The organism is Pseudorhodoferax soli, assembly GCF_003337555.1.
GTDB classification, from domain to species: Bacteria; Pseudomonadota; Gammaproteobacteria; order Burkholderiales; family Burkholderiaceae_C; genus Pseudorhodoferax; species Pseudorhodoferax soli.
In genome coordinates this window covers 134,553-149,483 of record NZ_QPJK01000007.1, presented here as the reverse complement: position 1 = coordinate 149,483, position 14,931 = coordinate 134,553, and the positions used below count along the sequence as shown (strand labels likewise).

At 63.7% G+C, this 14,931-nt stretch carries 16 protein-coding genes; all 16 read left to right on the top strand.

Going from position 1 to position 14,931, the window contains the following annotated elements; all coding sequences use genetic code 11:
• Positions 1–77: 77 nt before the first annotated feature.
• On the top strand, positions 78–524 hold the full coding sequence (locus tag DES41_RS23770) for a MaoC family dehydratase (RefSeq protein WP_114470150.1): 447 nt from the start codon (positions 78–80) through the stop codon (positions 522–524).
• Positions 521–1,735: a CaiB/BaiF CoA transferase family protein gene (locus tag DES41_RS23765; RefSeq protein WP_170168274.1), complete on the top strand. Its 1,215-nt coding sequence runs from the start codon at positions 521–523 to the stop codon at positions 1,733–1,735. Before DES41_RS23770 ends, DES41_RS23765 begins: the two co-directional genes overlap by 4 nt.
• Positions 1,728–2,879: a thiolase family protein gene (locus tag DES41_RS23760; RefSeq protein WP_114470148.1), complete on the top strand. Its 1,152-nt coding sequence runs from the start codon at positions 1,728–1,730 to the stop codon at positions 2,877–2,879. Before DES41_RS23765 ends, DES41_RS23760 begins: the two co-directional genes overlap by 8 nt.
• Complete coding sequence (locus tag DES41_RS39885; RefSeq protein WP_114470147.1) at positions 2,879–3,079, top strand: enoyl-CoA hydratase-related protein; 201 nt, start codon at positions 2,879–2,881, stop codon at positions 3,077–3,079. The genes DES41_RS23760 and DES41_RS39885 overlap by 1 nt, the downstream gene beginning before the upstream one ends.
• Positions 3,080–3,152: 73 nt before the next feature.
• Positions 3,153–4,310 carry an acyl-CoA dehydrogenase family protein gene (locus DES41_RS23750; RefSeq protein ID WP_211333063.1) on the top strand — a complete coding sequence of 386 codons (1,158 nt, stop codon included), beginning with the start codon at positions 3,153–3,155 and terminating at the stop codon, positions 4,308–4,310.
• On the top strand, positions 4,310–5,380 hold the full coding sequence (locus DES41_RS23745) for an acyl-CoA dehydrogenase family protein (protein ID WP_170168273.1): 1,071 nt from the start codon (positions 4,310–4,312) through the stop codon (positions 5,378–5,380). Before DES41_RS23750 ends, DES41_RS23745 begins: the two co-directional genes overlap by 1 nt.
• A complete protein-coding gene (locus DES41_RS23740; RefSeq protein ID WP_114470145.1) occupies positions 5,377–6,594 on the top strand; it encodes a CaiB/BaiF CoA transferase family protein in 1,218 nt (405 codons plus the stop codon). The genes DES41_RS23745 and DES41_RS23740 overlap by 4 nt, the downstream gene beginning before the upstream one ends.
• On the top strand, positions 6,591–7,382 hold the full coding sequence (locus DES41_RS23735) for an enoyl-CoA hydratase/isomerase family protein (protein WP_114470144.1): 792 nt from the start codon (positions 6,591–6,593) through the stop codon (positions 7,380–7,382). Before DES41_RS23740 ends, DES41_RS23735 begins: the two co-directional genes overlap by 4 nt.
• 12 nt (positions 7,383–7,394) lie before the next feature.
• Complete coding sequence (locus DES41_RS23730) at positions 7,395–8,357, top strand: Bug family tripartite tricarboxylate transporter substrate binding protein (protein WP_114470143.1); 963 nt, start codon at positions 7,395–7,397, stop codon at positions 8,355–8,357.
• 267 nt (positions 8,358–8,624) lie between these two features.
• Complete coding sequence (locus DES41_RS23725) at positions 8,625–9,392, top strand: hypothetical protein (RefSeq protein WP_114470142.1); 768 nt, start codon at positions 8,625–8,627, stop codon at positions 9,390–9,392.
• Entirely contained in the window at positions 9,393–10,157 is a 765-nt protein-coding gene (locus DES41_RS23720; RefSeq protein WP_114470141.1) for a hypothetical protein, read from the top strand.
• Positions 10,154–11,131: a Bug family tripartite tricarboxylate transporter substrate binding protein gene (locus tag DES41_RS23715; RefSeq protein WP_114470140.1), complete on the top strand. Its 978-nt coding sequence runs from the start codon at positions 10,154–10,156 to the stop codon at positions 11,129–11,131. Before DES41_RS23720 ends, DES41_RS23715 begins: the two co-directional genes overlap by 4 nt.
• Before the next feature lie 60 nt (positions 11,132–11,191).
• A complete protein-coding gene (locus DES41_RS23710) occupies positions 11,192–11,983 on the top strand; it encodes a class II aldolase/adducin family protein (protein WP_211333062.1) in 792 nt (263 codons plus the stop codon).
• 23 nt (positions 11,984–12,006) lie between these two features.
• Positions 12,007–12,798, top strand: a complete 792-nt coding sequence (locus DES41_RS23705; protein WP_114470138.1) for an SDR family oxidoreductase — start codon at positions 12,007–12,009, stop codon at positions 12,796–12,798.
• A gap of 5 nt (positions 12,799–12,803) precedes the next feature.
• A complete protein-coding gene (locus tag DES41_RS23700; protein ID WP_114470137.1) occupies positions 12,804–13,682 on the top strand; it encodes an amidohydrolase family protein in 879 nt (292 codons plus the stop codon).
• Positions 13,683–13,710: 28 nt separating this feature from the next.
• Positions 13,711–14,721 (top strand): tripartite tricarboxylate transporter substrate binding protein, encoded by a 1,011-nt coding sequence (locus tag DES41_RS23695; protein WP_114470136.1) that lies wholly within the window; start codon positions 13,711–13,713, stop codon positions 14,719–14,721.
• Positions 14,722–14,931 lie beyond the last annotated feature (210 nt).

Here is a 14,931-nt window from a genome sequence, read left to right as displayed (position 1 = left end):
CACATCGCGGTCGAGTGATCGACTGCGTAGTGATGAGCACGTAGTCCCTTCCATCTGTCTACGTAAGGAGAAGTAACTTGGCCCAGAAGACTTACGAAAGCTATGAAATCGGCGAGACCTTTCAGAGCTATGGCCGCACGATCACGGAAGCCGATCTCGTCAGCTACACCTGCCTTGCCGGCCTGAAGCTGCCGATGTTCATTGACGAGGAGTTCTCGAAGAAGCACAGCCTCTTCAAGACTCGCGTCGCTCCCGGCCTGTTCACGGCATCCATCGCTGCCGGCATGCTGGAGGACATTCTTGGCAAGTACACGCTTGCAGCGTTGGGGCTTGATCGCTTCAAGTTCACAGCCCCTGTCAAAGCGGGAGACACCATCCACGTGCTCATCACCGTAGAGGGCAAGAAGGACGTGTCCGATGGCCAGCGCGGTGTCCTGACGGTCCGGATCACGGTAGTCAATCAGACTGGCGCGTCCCCCCTTGAGTTCTGGGGATCGTTCATGATGCGCAAGGGGGAGGTTTGAGCCAGTTGCCCTTGACCGGCATCCGCGTCCTGGACTTCGGCCAGGGTGTGGCTGGCCCCTATTGTGGTCAGCTGCTGGCTGACCAAGGAGCGGAAGTCACAAAGGTGGAGCCCTTGCGCGGCGACTGGTCTCGCAGCATGGGGGTTGCTGGCGAAGGCGGACAGGGTGCTGTCTTTGTCAGCGTCAACCGAGGCAAGTCTGGCGTCGCTCTGGATCTCCGCCAGCGCGAGGCCCGAGAGATTGCGCAGACCCTCGCCGCTCAGTGCGACGTTGTGCTGGAAAGCTTTCGCCCTGGCGTGATGGACAAGCTGGGGCTCGGTAGGGAGCAGCTGCGCCGGGCACGACCAGACCTGATCTACTGTTCCGTTACAGGCTTTGGCTCTAGCGGGCCCAATGTGCACCTGCCGGCCGGCGACTCGACGATGCAAGCCTACGGCGGGCTCATGAGCATCGTCGGACCGCGCGACGGGGAGGCATTTCGCGTAGGTAATGTGGTCTCCGACATGCTCGCTGGGATGAACGCGTTCTCGGGGGTTCTGCTGGCGCTATTGCAGCGCCGACCTGGTGAGCCGGGCCGCGACGTCGACATCTCGTTGCTCGACTCCATCGTTGCCTTTCAGGCACCGCCCCTGACCGAGTACCTGATGACGGGGCAGCTCCCGGAGCGGATGGGCAACGATCACCCGTTGCTGTCGCCGTCCGGATCGTTCCCCACCGCGGATGGCCCGATCACGTTGACCGTCTTCGACCACCAATGGCCAGCGTTTTGCGACTCTCTGGGCTTACAGGCGATTGCCGAGGATCCACGCTTCGCCACTTCCGCGCACCGGCAGCGGAACCGAGATGCCCTGCGGGTCCAGCTCGAAGCCGTTCTTTCTACGGCAAGCCGGGACGAATGGATAGGGCGCCTGCGCAACATGGATGTCCTGTGCGCGCCGATCAATGACTACGCCCAGCTCAGAGGCGATGCGCAAGTCCGCCACAACAAGCTGTTTGGACAGATGGGTGCGGGAGATGACCGCTATCCGAGTATCCGCAACCCTACGCTGGGAGCGAGCTGCAGCGATGGTGCAGCCGCGCCACCCCGTTTAGGCCAGCACACCCGAGAGGTGTTGGCGTTGCGTTGCGGATTGTCCGAGGAAGTCATACAGCAACTGATTGATCGCGGCGTTGTGAGCGCCGTACCGGTTCAGAAGGAACAGCATGCATGAAGCCGTGATCGTCGATGCAGTCCGTACGCCCTTCGGTAGGCGTGGGGGTGCCTACGCTGGCCTGCGCCCAGACGCGCTCTTGGCTTCGTCGTTGAGCTCGCTGTTGGAGAGAACGAGTGTGGACCCTTCACGTTTGGGCGACATACTGACCGGCTGTGTGTCGCAGGCTGGGGAGCAGTCTGCCAACGTTGGTCGCCAGGCGGCGCTGTTGGCCGGTGTGCCGATCGAGGTTCCCGCCGTCACGCTGAATCGCATGTGTTCATCGGGACAAAGCACGGTCCACTTCGCTGCGCAGGCCGTCATTGCAGGTGACATGGACTACGCGGTTGCCTGCGGCGTCGAGAGCATGAGTCGAACGCCGATGTTCTTGGACGTTACGCTCGGTGCTGGTCCGTTTCGGGACTGGTCCATGCTCAATGCGGACCTGCTGGCGGCGCATGAGCTGCCTCCGCAGGCGCAGAGCGCCGAACTGATGGCAGCCAAGTGGGGCCTGACGAGAGAGGAGCTGGATGACTTTGCGGCGCAGAGCCATCGCAAGGCGATGCAACATGCCGCCAGCCTGTCGAATCCACGCGAGACGGTGCCGGTGCATGGACTTGGCTTGGTTACCGATGAGGGTGTTCGCGGCAACGTAGACCGTGCCAAGATGGCCAGTCTGGTACCTGTGACGCACCCAGATGGCGTCATCACCGCAGCCAACTCTAGCCAGATGACCGACGGCGCAGCTTCGTTGCTGGTCGGGCGCGAGGACGCGGTGCGAGCGGACGGGATGCGTGCGCGTGCACGGTTCCGCGCCCGCGTGGTTGTTGGCTCCGACCCGAGGATTCAGCTGGACGGCGTGATTCCTGCGACGCGTGCTGCGCTGGGGAAGGCAGGGCTGTCCATGTCGGACCTCCATTGGATCGAGGTCAACGAGGCATTCGCTTGTGTGCCGGTTGGATGGGCTCGCGAGCTCGCTGTTGATTTGGTGAGAGTGAATCCGTGGGGTGGTGCGATCGCCCATGGACATCCGTTAGGCGCAACTGGCGTCGGCTTGGTCGCGAAGGCGTTAGCTGGACTTGAAGCCACGGGTGGCTCGCTCGCATTGGTGGTGTTCTGCGCCGGGCACGGGTTGGCAAGTGCGACCATCCTGGAGCGCATGTGATGGATACGCCCGATCTTCGGGTCGACCGCCTCGGTGCTGTGATGCGGGTCACGCTCTGGCGTCCCGAGTCGATGAACGCCATGTCGCGTGCCATGTTGGAGGCTCTGCGCGACACCTTTGCGCGGGGTGCGACTGACGATGCCATCAGGGTCGCCGTTGTCACTGGCGCAGGAAAGCCTTCCCGGTCAGGGGGCGAGTAATGCGGCGAGACCGTTGCGCACCCGCGATGGGTGAAGCAGATGGCGAGCTCGATGCCATCTGGGAGCGTGGCGCATGATGGGCTCGGTTCTCGCCTTGCGTCCGTCACGGCCGGATGCTTCGCAGCAAGCGCTCAGGGATGAAGTGCGGGCGTTCCTGGCCCAGGAGCTAGCGACGGGTGGCTTTGTGCCGCTCGTCGACTGCTGGGTTCGTGGATCGTCGCCGGAGTTCTCTCGAAAGCTTGGTGCAAGAGGCTGGCTGGGCATGGCGTGGCCGCGGGAGTTCGGGGGACAAGGACGTTCCAACCAGGAACGGTACGTCGTGGTCGAGGAGCTCCTAGCGGCCGGTGCACCTGTTGCGGCCCACTGGGTGGCGGAGCGGCAGATCGGGCTGAGCCTCTTGCGCTTTGGCACCCCTGATCAATGCCGCGCGCACATGCCGGCCATCGCGCGCGGCGAGAGCTACTTCGGCGCCTGCTACAGCGAACCGGACGTTGGTTCTGACCTCGCCGCGGTGCGCACGAAGGCAACGCGAACATCCGACGGATGGCTCATCAGTGGCCGCAAGGTCTGGACCAGTCAGGCCCACATCGCGGACCAGTTCTTCGTGTTGGCACGCTCGCGCGTCGACGGCAAGAAGCACGACGGGCTCACGATGTTCATCGTGCCTCGCGCGGCTGCGGGTGTGCAGGTTCGGCCCTTGCTCTTGCTCAACGGGGAGCACCACTTCAACGAGGTGACGTTCGACGACGTACTTGTCTCCGATGCCGCAGTTGTCGGAGGCGAGGGCATGGGCTGGAGGGTCATTGGCGCCGAGTTGGCCATTGAACGCAGTGGGCCAGAGCGATTTCTGAGTGTCCTGCCGCTCCTGCGAGCGATGGTGGCAAGCGGCCCGACCCACACGCGACGCGAGGAAGTCGCAGCAGCGATTGGTGAGCTGGTGGCGAGGCTTCGAACACTGCGGGCGATGTCGATGGCCGTGGCGGCGGCCATCGAAGCCGGTGGACAGCCAACCGTGCAGGCGGCGCTGGTCAAGGATCTCGGCACGCGCTTCGAGTCAGATGTGGTTACGGCAGCCCGCACTCATTGGGAAGTCGAACCCCGCGGGCACGGGACAGATCGCTATGCGGACCTAGTCGCGCAAGCTGTCATGCATGCACCCACATTCACGTTGCGCGGTGGAACCAACGAAGTGCTGCGCGGCATCGTGGCCCGCGCGCTGGGACTCAGATGATGAGCGAGACGACTTCCATGGTGCGTGATGCGGTCGCCAGGTTGCTGAAGGATCGTGCATCTCCCGAAGGCACTTTGGCGTGCGAGGCCGATGGGCTGGACGCCAATCTCTGGGATCAGTTCGAGCTTCTGGGGCTGCGTGGCGACGAAACCGGGATGGACGTGGGCGACAAGGTCGCCGTGTTGGTTGAGATCGGGCGCGCAGGCGCACTGATTCCGTTTGCCGACTCCGAAATGCTTGGTCGTGCGCTGGCTCAGTCTGCCGGCCTTGCGCTAGGCCATGCCACTCTGACGGCGGTGCCCAGATGTCTGAAAGCCGCTTCGGTGGACGACGGACATGTTCAGATCGACTTTGCTGGTGCGGCTGTTCCCTGGGGACGACACGCCGAGCGGGTCCTGGCGCTGTGCACGTTGGATGGCAAGCAGTGGGTTGCGGGCATTGAAGGGGCGGCGCTGGAGTGGGTCCCCGGAAGGAATCTTGCTGGGGAGCCGCGCGATACCCTCGAAGCCTCGCTTGTTCGAGTCGCAGGCGAGCAGCTGCACCCTGCGAACTCCGGTGTTGACTCGGATCTGCTCGAAAGCATCGGCGCGCTGTGTCGTTGCGCCTCTACCGTGGGCGCGCTCGAGTCGGCCATGCATCTGTCGGTCCAGTATGCACAGGACCGCCAACAGTTCGGCAAGCCGATTGGTCACTTCCAGGTCATTCAGTCCTATTTGGCAGAGATGACCTGCGAAGTGTGCGCGGCGTCCATGGCGCTGGAGATGGCTGTCATGGCGGCAACCAGCGGGGCAAGCTGGGAAGAAGTGGCCGTCGCGAAGGTCCGCGCTGCTCAGGCCGCCAACATCGTTGCCAAGCTGGCCCACCAGGTGCACGGAGCCATCGGCATGACGCAGGAGTACTCCCTGCAAATATGGACCCGGCGCCTTTGGTCCTGGCGCGAGGAGTATGGCAACGAGATGCACTGGTCGCGGCTGCTCGGCAACCGCGTGATTGCGGCTGGCGGCGACGCGTTCTGGCCCGGGCTGAGTGATGCACGGATGTCGACGTCCGGAGTCGAGGGGGTGGTATGACGGGCGCGGGGAACCAAAGACTGCCTCGGGGCGCCCTGGATGGCGTGCGGGTCATCGACATGACGACCGTGCTGTTTGGGCCCTATGGGACGCAGTGGCTGGGAGACATGGGGGCTGACGTCATCAAGGTGGAGGGACTTGGTGGCGATAGCACGCGGATCACGGGTCCGTGCCGCAATCTTGGCATGGCGTCCATGTTTCTGGGATGCAACCGCAACAAGCGCAGTCTCGCGCTCGATGTCAAGCACCCCGCCGGACTCGAGGTCATCAAGGCCCTGATCCGCGAAGCGGATGTCTTCGTGACCAACGTACGACCCTTGGCTGTCGATCGACTGGGACTTGGCTACGCACAGTTGCAGCAGGACAGTCCACGCTTGGTCTATTGCAACGCGGTGGGGTACGGCCAGACGGGTCCCTACGCTGCGCGTCCCGCACTCGACGACACCATTCAAGCCATGAGCGGAAGTGCTGCTCTTCAAGCCGAGTTCGCGGGCGAGCCACAGTACGTTGGGTCCGCTGTCGCGGACAAGGTCAGCGGCCTGGTTCTGGCACTTGCCCTTGTAGCGGCTGTTCGCCATGCAGAGCGGACGGGGCAGGGCCAGCAGGTTGAGGTGCCGATGTACGAGACCATGGTGGCCTTCAACCTGGTCGAGCACCTCTACGGCAGCAGTTTCGTCCCGTCGATGGGTGAACCCCGGTATCCACGGGTCGTCTCCAAATTCCGCCGCCCCTATCGAACCCTGGACGGATACATCGCAGTGGTTCCGTATGGCGACATTCACTGGAAGCGATTCTTCGATCTGGTGGGCCAGCCCGATCTGATGCTGCAAGAGCGGTTCTCGACCATGGATGCTCGCACGCGGAACATCGATGTGCTGTATGGGTTGCTTGCCGACCAGATCGCCTCACGGACGACCGCCGAGTGGCTGGATCTCCTGCAGAGCGCCGACATCCCGGCCGTTCAGGTTCGCTCGCTGTCGCAGATCGTGGCTGGCGATGCGCATCTCACGGCAACCGGTTTCTTCGAGCAGGTCGAACATCCGACCGAAGGCCCCATCGTGCACTGTGCGCCCCCGGTGCGCATGAGCGGATCCCCGCTCGGGTTGCGACGGCATGCGCCCGCGCTGGGACAGGACAGCATGGAAATTCTCACGGAGCTTGGACTCAGTGGTTCCGAGATCGAGGGCCTTCGCTCCCAAGGAGTCATCACATGAGCACCGTGTCCGACGCGGAGATTCTCTATGTCGTGGAGAGCGGAGTTGCCGTCGTAACGCTGAATGCGCCTGAGCGACGCAACGCACTCACGCCGACGATGGCTGATGCGTTGGTGGCCGCCTTCGAGCAGGCCGACGCCGACCCAACGGTCGGAGCCGTCGTGATCTTCGGGGCCGGTCGCTCGTTCTGCGCCGGAGCCGAGCTGGGCTCGACGCAGAAGATGTTTCAGGATCCTCTGGATCCGCAGGTGTACGACGGAACGAGCCGTGTCTACGACGCGTTCTATCGCGCGGGTCGCCTGAAAGCGCCGGTGATTGCGGGGGTACACGGTGCAGCGGTTGGCGCAGGCATGAACCTCATGCTCGCCGCCGATGTGCGGGTTGTCGCCGACGACGCTCGCCTTCTCTCAGGATTTCTCCGCATAGGAACCCATCCTGGAGGCGGGCACATGATGCTTCTGGCCGAGCACGCGACGCTGGACGCGGCGTGCGCGATGGCGATCTTCGGCGAGGAGATCGACGGGCGACGTGCGCTTGAGCTCGGTCTCGCGTGGGCAAGCGTCCCTGCGGACCAAGTGCGGCTCAAGGCGCTGGCGATGGCTCGTTACGCTGCCAGAGATCCGGAGCTCGCGCGAGCAACTGTGCGCACCCTGCGGTTGACCGCCCGAGGCAAGGCGCGGGACTGGGCGTTGGCGCTGCAGTCCGAACGAGCAACGCAGACCTGGGCCATGCGGCGCGCGGGACGCGCGGCGATGGGTTCCACGACCTCCACTTCCACTTCCACATAACGGAGACACCTGATGAATCGAACGAAGAGACTGCTCGTTGCGCTAGTGGCATGTGCGGCCGGCACGAGCTTTGCGCAGCACTACCCCGAAAAGGCGATTCGCTTGCTGGTGCCCACATCGACGGGAACGGCATCGGATCTGACCGCGCGATTCGTCTCGGAGGAACTCGGCAAGATGCTGGGTGTCGCAGTCGCGGTGGACAACCGAGCGGGTGCCAACGGCGTGCTTGCAACCCAGACGCTGTTGGGGGCACCCGCGGATGGCCATACCCTCATGGTGATGGCATCGGGACTGTACGCCAACCCGGCGTTGTACAAGAACCTCACCTACGATCCTGGGCGCGATCAGACGATCGTGGCGCCACTCAATCAGGCCTACTTCGCGTTGGTTGCTGGGCCGAGCTTCGACGTGACCAGTGTGAAGGAACTGGTGGAACGTGCAAAGAAGCAACCAGGGGAGGTGACCTATGGCTCGGCCAGCGTGGGAAGTTCCACGCACCTCGCCCCGGAGCTGTTCGCGCTGCGTGCCGGCATCACGTTGCGTCACATCCCCTACAAGGGAGGCGCGCAGGCGATCACCGACACGGCGGGTGGACAAGTAAACATCGCGATGACGGCCGTGCCCACGGCTATTCCACTGATCACGGCTGGCAAGCTCAAGGCGCTTGCCGTGTCCGCGGCGAACCGGTCCGCGCTGCTACCGGATGTGCCGACGTTCGCCGAGTCGGGCATTCGCGGTGCGGAGTTTGTGTCGCGCCAGTCGATCGTGGTGCGGACCGGGACGCCCGAGGCGGTTGTGACAAAGCTTCGCCAAGCCATCCTGAAGATCACTTCGACGGCTGAGTACGCGAGATTCCTGAGCGCACAAGGACTGGAAAAAGAGACGGCTCCCCTGGATGCATACCTGAAGTCGGGCCCTGAAGAGACCGTGCGCTGGGCAGAGATGGTTCGGATCAGTGGTGTGAAGCAGGAGTAGCCCAGGGCGCTGCATCCACACGTGCATGGCGACTCGCCGCGAAGACGAAGAACGCCTACTGGCAAGCCGTAGAAGGTCGAGATGTCGGTCGCCAAGCATTCCAGACAGATCCGAGCCACCCATCGACGAGGGCGGTGCCTGGGACATATGGAGCCGTACCTGGCGCGATGGACACGTCCGGCGTGCCCACAGCGAGATGCGGCGAACGGGCTCAACGACGGACCAAGGCACCGGCGTGGTGGGGAACGAGTTTCCGAAGGAAAACCTATGACGCAGTCGATCACCTTCGAGGCGGCACAAAGTCGCTATCAGGACTACGTGCTTCCCAACGGTACGCATATCGCGTTGAACACGTACCTGGGGAAGAATTTGGTGTTGCTTGCCAGCGAAGGTGGCGACGCGCCAGAGGCCGTTGGATCGCTGCGGTGCTACCCAATGGCCTACTTGGTTGAGCAGGGGCGCGACAGCGAAATCCAGGCGCACTACCATCAGGCCGACCAGTTTCAGTTGTTCGTTCAGGGCACCGGGCGGATTGGTACCCATCCCCTGAGCGGCTTGGCGATCCACTACGCCAATGCGTTGTCGCCCTATGGTCCGATCGTGGCCCACCACGAGGGTCTTGAGTACGTGACCTTCCGAAATCGTTGGGATCCTGGCGCGCAGTGGATGCCTGGCGCCGCGCAACGGCTGAGGGAAACACCCGGGCGGCGCTACTTCGCTGCTTCGCATGACTTCGAGCTGCCATCCGAGGCGCTTGAGGGGCCAACCGTTTGGCAGGAGCTTGTGTCCGAGATGCTTCCGGGCTTAGGCGCTTGGCTGGTCATGCTCGGGCCGGACGAGGCGTTCCAGGGGCGGTCGCCGCTACTTGGGGCTGGGCAGTTCCTATACGTTCTACGCGGGGGGATTGACGATGGCAATCAGACGCTACCAGCGCAGAGCGTGATCTTTGTCGAGCCGCAGGAGAAGGCGGCGTCGCTTGTCGCGGGTGCACAAGGCGCGGCGCTCGTCGTCATGCAGTTCCCCAGGACCGCGTAGATGCTTGCCTTCGGCACCGAGAAGCAAGCGACCCGTCGCCGTCGCGTCGTTCGGGCGATGGGAATCGACTTCGGCAAGGCCGAGTGGATGGAGTGCGGGACGGACGCGCAACTGTCGCCCACGATTTCTCTCATTGAGCAGCCGCCCCGATCGGTGCTCGCTGCACATTTCCATCGGAACAACCAGTTTCAGCTCTTCGTGGGTGGCGGTGGGTTCATTGGCCGGACGCCGATCGAACCTGTGACGATCCACTACGCTGGTGCGTACACCGGGTACGGCCCTTTGGTGGCTGGCGACGAGGGCATCCGCTACTTCACGATACGCCCGGTCTGCGAAGCGGGGGCTCATGCTGTCGCGACTGCGCGCGATCTGATGGTGCGCGGGCCCAAACGTCACGCAACCAGTGCCCCAGTTCAGGTTCTAGAGCCTACCGTGCTCGCGTCATTGAGCGAGGTGCAGCGTGATGACGTCATCACGCACGCGCCGGACGGCCTGGGCGCGACCGTAGTCGCAGTTCCTCCCGCGGACGTCATCCCGGTGCCGTGGGTGGCCGCCGCGGATGGCATGTTTCTGCTGGTGCTGGCGGGAACGCTCGAACCGGCCTTGCACGCACCGTTGTCCGTGTGGGAAAGCATCTTTGTCTCACACCCCCAGGAGCTTCCCATGCTGCGCGCCGGTCCGCGCGGCGCGCAGATCGTGTGCGCGTTCGTTCCGGCCAAGGCAGACGCCTATCGACAAGTTCAAGCCCAGGAGACACGCACATGACGCTCGACCGTCGTTCTTTTTCGCTGTCGGCGCTGCTCGCGCCTTTCGCGGCCCTGAGCGCACGTGCGCAGCAGCCAGCGCGCTGGCCTCAGCATCCCGTCAAGTTCGTGGCGATCGCCTCTCCGGGCACGTCACTGGATGTGACCGCGCGCTATCTGGCCAATCAGCTCAGCACCAGATGGGGCAGGGCCGTCACCGTGGAAAACAAGGTTGGCGCCAACGGCATCATCGCCGCGGACTTCGTGGCCAAGGCCGCGCCGGATGGATACACCCTTTTGTTCACGGGCGCTCCGCACTACACCAACCACTGGATCGCGGAGGCACCGCTTCCATACGACACGCTCAGAGATTTTGCGCCGGTGGCCAAGGTGAACAACTCCCCGCTGGTCTTCGTCGTGCCCGCGAGCTCACCGTACAAGACGATGGCTGAACTGATCGCCGACATGAAGGCGCGGCCGAACGAGATCAAGTACTCCTCTTCCGGTACTGGAAGCACCACGCAGCTCTGTACTGTCGTGCTCAACGACATGACCAGGACCGTGGCCCGGCATATTCCGTACAAGGGCGCTACCGGGGCCATCACCGACACGGTCAGCGGTCAGGTCGACTTCTCCTGCGGGGGCACGGCGCCGACCATCCCCTTGATCAAGGGCGGGCGTCTGCGCGCGCTGGCTGTCACGAGTGCAAAGCGACTGTCCGCTCTGGCCGAGGTGCCGACCGTCGCAGAGGCGGGCGTGGCCGGCTATGACATGACGACCTGGCTGGGCGTGCTTGCGCCGGCCTCGACCCCGGCCCCCGTCGTCCAGGTGCTGTCCAAGGAGCTTGTGGCTCTCGCAGGCACGGAGGAGTTTCTCCTCTTCTGTCGTAACCAGGCGCTCAATGTTGACATCGCCGATGCACAGGCGCTTCGCGCCGAGGGCCCCCAGGAGCTCGAGCGGTGGCGGCGAATCATCGAGCTGGCCCGCAAGACTTGAGATGCGGCCGGCGCCCTCCCCAAGCCCTTTCTCAGTCTGATCCACCCCGAGGTGTTGCGCATGATCCATGGAATCCGTACCCAATCCACTCCCTCTGCCCCGGCGGGCATGGCCGCTGCCGAGTGGGAGACCCGCTGCGAGCTCGCCGCGCTCTACCGTGTCATGGCCCTCTACGGATGGGATGACTTGATCTCCAACCACATCACCGCGCGTGTACGCGGCGAGGCCAATGCGCTCCTGATCAATCCATTCGGTCTCTTGTTCGAGGAGGTGACGGCGTCCAATCTCGTCAAGATCGATGCAGCGGGTCGTGTGCTGGATGGGTCAAGCTCGGCGGTCAATCCCGCAGGCCTGATCATTCACAGCTGCGTGCATGAGGGCCGTCCGGACGTGGAGTGCGTGATCCACCTGCACACGCGCGACGGCACCGGGGTTGCCTCGCAGAAGGATGGCCTGCTGCCGCTGACCCAGCATGCGTTGGTGATCTGGTCTCAGATTGCCTACCACGAGTTCGAGGGACCGGTGTTGGATACCGCTGAGCAAGCGCGTCTTCTGGCGCACCTGGGGCGACGCAACTTGCTCATCCTGCGAAACCACGGCACGCTGGCCGTCGGGCGGACCATTGGCGAGGCTTTCGCGTCCATGTACAGGCTGGAGCGTGCCTGCCGTGTGCAACTGGCCGCCCAGAGCGGTGGTGTGGCGCTCAGCGCATTGCCGCCCGACGTCATCCAGGCAAGCGTCCAAGCCGGGGAGAGGATCTTCGATCCGGCTGGATTCATGCCTTCCGGCCAGCTTGAGTGGGCCGCGATGGTGCGCAAGCTAGATCGCCTCGATGCCTCGTTTCGAATCTAGCACCACACACTGCAGGGGGAGCCATGAACCTTGGACTCAAGGGACGCAACTGCGTCGTCAGCGCGGGAAGCCGCGGCATCGGATTTGCCAGCGCCATGCTACTGGCCGAGGAGGGGGCGAACGTTGCGCTGTGTGGGCGCAGCGAGGCCAACGCCCAGGATGCGGCGGCGCGGATTCGCGAAGCAACGGGACGAACGGCTCTGGGTTACGCCGCCGATCTCGGATCGGTGGAAGACATCAACCGGTTTGTGAGCCGAGCGGCCGCTGAGCTGGGCTCTATCGATGTTCTGATCGGAAATGCCGGGCACCCGCCCGGGCCCATGCGTCCGGCGTTGGACTTCCAGGATGAAGAGTGGCGCACCGGCTTCGAGGAGATCTTCCTCAGCGTCGTTCGGCTGACCCGTGCGGTTCTTCCGCATATGGGTTCCGGGTGGGGGCGCATGGTATTTCCGACGACGATGTCGGCCAAGCAACCTGAGCCCATGCATGCCGCTTCGGCTGCACTGCGCGCGGCAACCAACGCCTGGGCGAAATGCCTCGCAGACGAGGTGGCGGATCGCGGCATTCTGGTCAACACGATCCTCACTGGCATCATCGACACCGAACGCATGGCCGAAGTCGTCCACCTGACCATGGACAAGGCGGGAGTGAGCCGGGACGCCGCGGTGCAGCAATGGATTGGTGATGTGCCGCTGAAGCGATTTGCGCAGCCATTCGAGATTGCCAAGGTGATCGCGTTGCTCGCCTCCGACAGCAGCTACATCACGGGCCAGTCCGTTGCGGTCGATGGTGGCCGCATGCGCACCGTCTATTGAGAACGATGCCGTTACCTCTCGACCATCTGATGCGTGGCGGGAAGCCGGCCGAGCCGACTCGGCGCCTGCCGCCGGGAGCGTGCGATTGCCATGTGCATGTGTTCGAGGATGAGCTGCGCTTTCCCTTCAGCGCGGCCCGCGCCTACACGCCCGATCCCCGGTCTGTGGAGAAGTATCGTCAGACGTTCTCTGCCCGTGGGGTCGACCGCGCGATCCTTGTCCATCCGACGCCCTATGGGAGCGATCACTCTTCCTTTGAGTACCTGTTGCGAGCCAACGGCTCCTGGATGCGTGGGGTGGCGGTCGTGGGTGACTGTCATCCGGATCGCCAGCTGGAGACATGGCACGCGCTCGGTACGCGCGGGACGCGCTTGAACGTAGTGATGGATGGAGAGCCGACGCCCCATGCTCTGCGCGAGCTTGTCGCGCGTGTCTCGCCGCTTGAGTGGCACGTGCAGATGTACGCTCACATTCACGGATCAGTGTCAACAGTTCGCCAACTCGCCGAACTCGGCGTCGTGGTGGTGCTTGACCACATGGGAAGTTCTGCCGCTGACAAGGCGATGAGCAGTAGTGGGCTGAGAGACCTGCTCGCGCTAATGCGTGAGGGACGTGCATTCGTCAAGCTGTCGGCTCCGTACCGGATCAGCCATGACCCGCGGACGTTCAGCGATGTTCGCCCCCTTGTGGACGTCCTGTTGGCGGCCAACCCGCGCCAGGTGCTCTGGGGGACCGACTGGCCTCATCCGATGGCGGGCTCCTCAATGCCAACGGCGGCTGCGCTCATCGACGCGGCCTTCGAATGGTTACCTACGTCGGACCTGCGGCAAGCGGTACTGGTCGACAACCCCTCTCGCCTGTACTGGGACGCGATGCCAGCTTGAGCGCCGGTCGTGCGGCACCAAGGGTGGCTTGCTCATCAACGAAATTTTGGAGACCCTCATGACCGCTTCAAACTTTATGGCTCAGCGTCGCCAACTACTCAAGTTCGGCGTGCCACTTGCACTTGGCGGTATTGGGGGCCTTGCTGCGGCCGCCTCCTGGCAGCCTGCCGGGGTTGTGCGCATCATCGTTCCGTTCGCTGCGGGTGGTGGCGCGGACGCGCTCGCGAGGCTAGCCTCACCAGGGCTGGGTGACCGATTCCGTCAACCTGTCGTCGTCGAAAATCGTCCTGGCGCCACCGGGGCCATTGGAGCGGACTTCGTGTTTTCTGCCCCTGCCGATGGACTGACCTTGTTACTTGGAAGCGCAGACGGTTTGTCGATGTATCCGCACATTGCCAAGACGCGGTTCGATGCGACGCGGTTCACGCCCATTGCGCCTCTCGGACGAACGCCGTTCATCTTGATGGGGCGGCCGGACCTGCCAGCTGGCAACTCCAAGGAGTTGGTAGCGCTGGCCCAAAGCCGATCGTTGACCTACGCCAATGCCGGTAATGGCTCGTCCCTGCATGTCATGGCCGTAGCCTTCAAGGACGCTGCACAGATCAAGGAGGCGGTTCAGGTTCCCTACCAGGGCGCGGCGCCGGCGCTGCAGGCGTTGATGGCGAGCCAAGTCGACGTGATGATGGTGCCCGCTGGAATGGCAGGACCCTATATGTCACGCCTGAAGTCCTTCGGCGTGACGACCGCTAGTCGCTACGGCAACGTGAAGGATGTTCCCACGCTCTCCGAGCAAGGCGTCGCAGTCGTGGGCGAGTCGTGGCTCGGGATCGTCGGGCCTCCCGGCTTGTCCGCTGATGCGACCGCTTCACTGTCCGAAGCGATCCGCGAGGTGACACGGAGCACCGACTACCGCGTTCGCCTCGATCAGCTTGGACTATCGTGGGTCGACATGAGCCAGGGAGAGTTTCAGAAGTACTACCTGGATGCGTACAAGCACTGGGGCAACGTCATCGCCAAAGGCAACATCAAGCTGGAGTAGCTTGGCGACGGCGAGAATCCGGACATGCGACAGACTCTAGAGACGGCTGCTCCCGCGTATTCGGAGCCAAGCACATTGCACGACCGGCAAGGCTGGGCGACGCTGGCGGGGACACGCGCCTCGACTCGCCGCTTCGCGCAGCAGGAGGTGCCGCAGGACTGGATTGGGCAGATGCTGCAGGAAGCCCGGTGCGCGCCGAGCGGTGCCAAC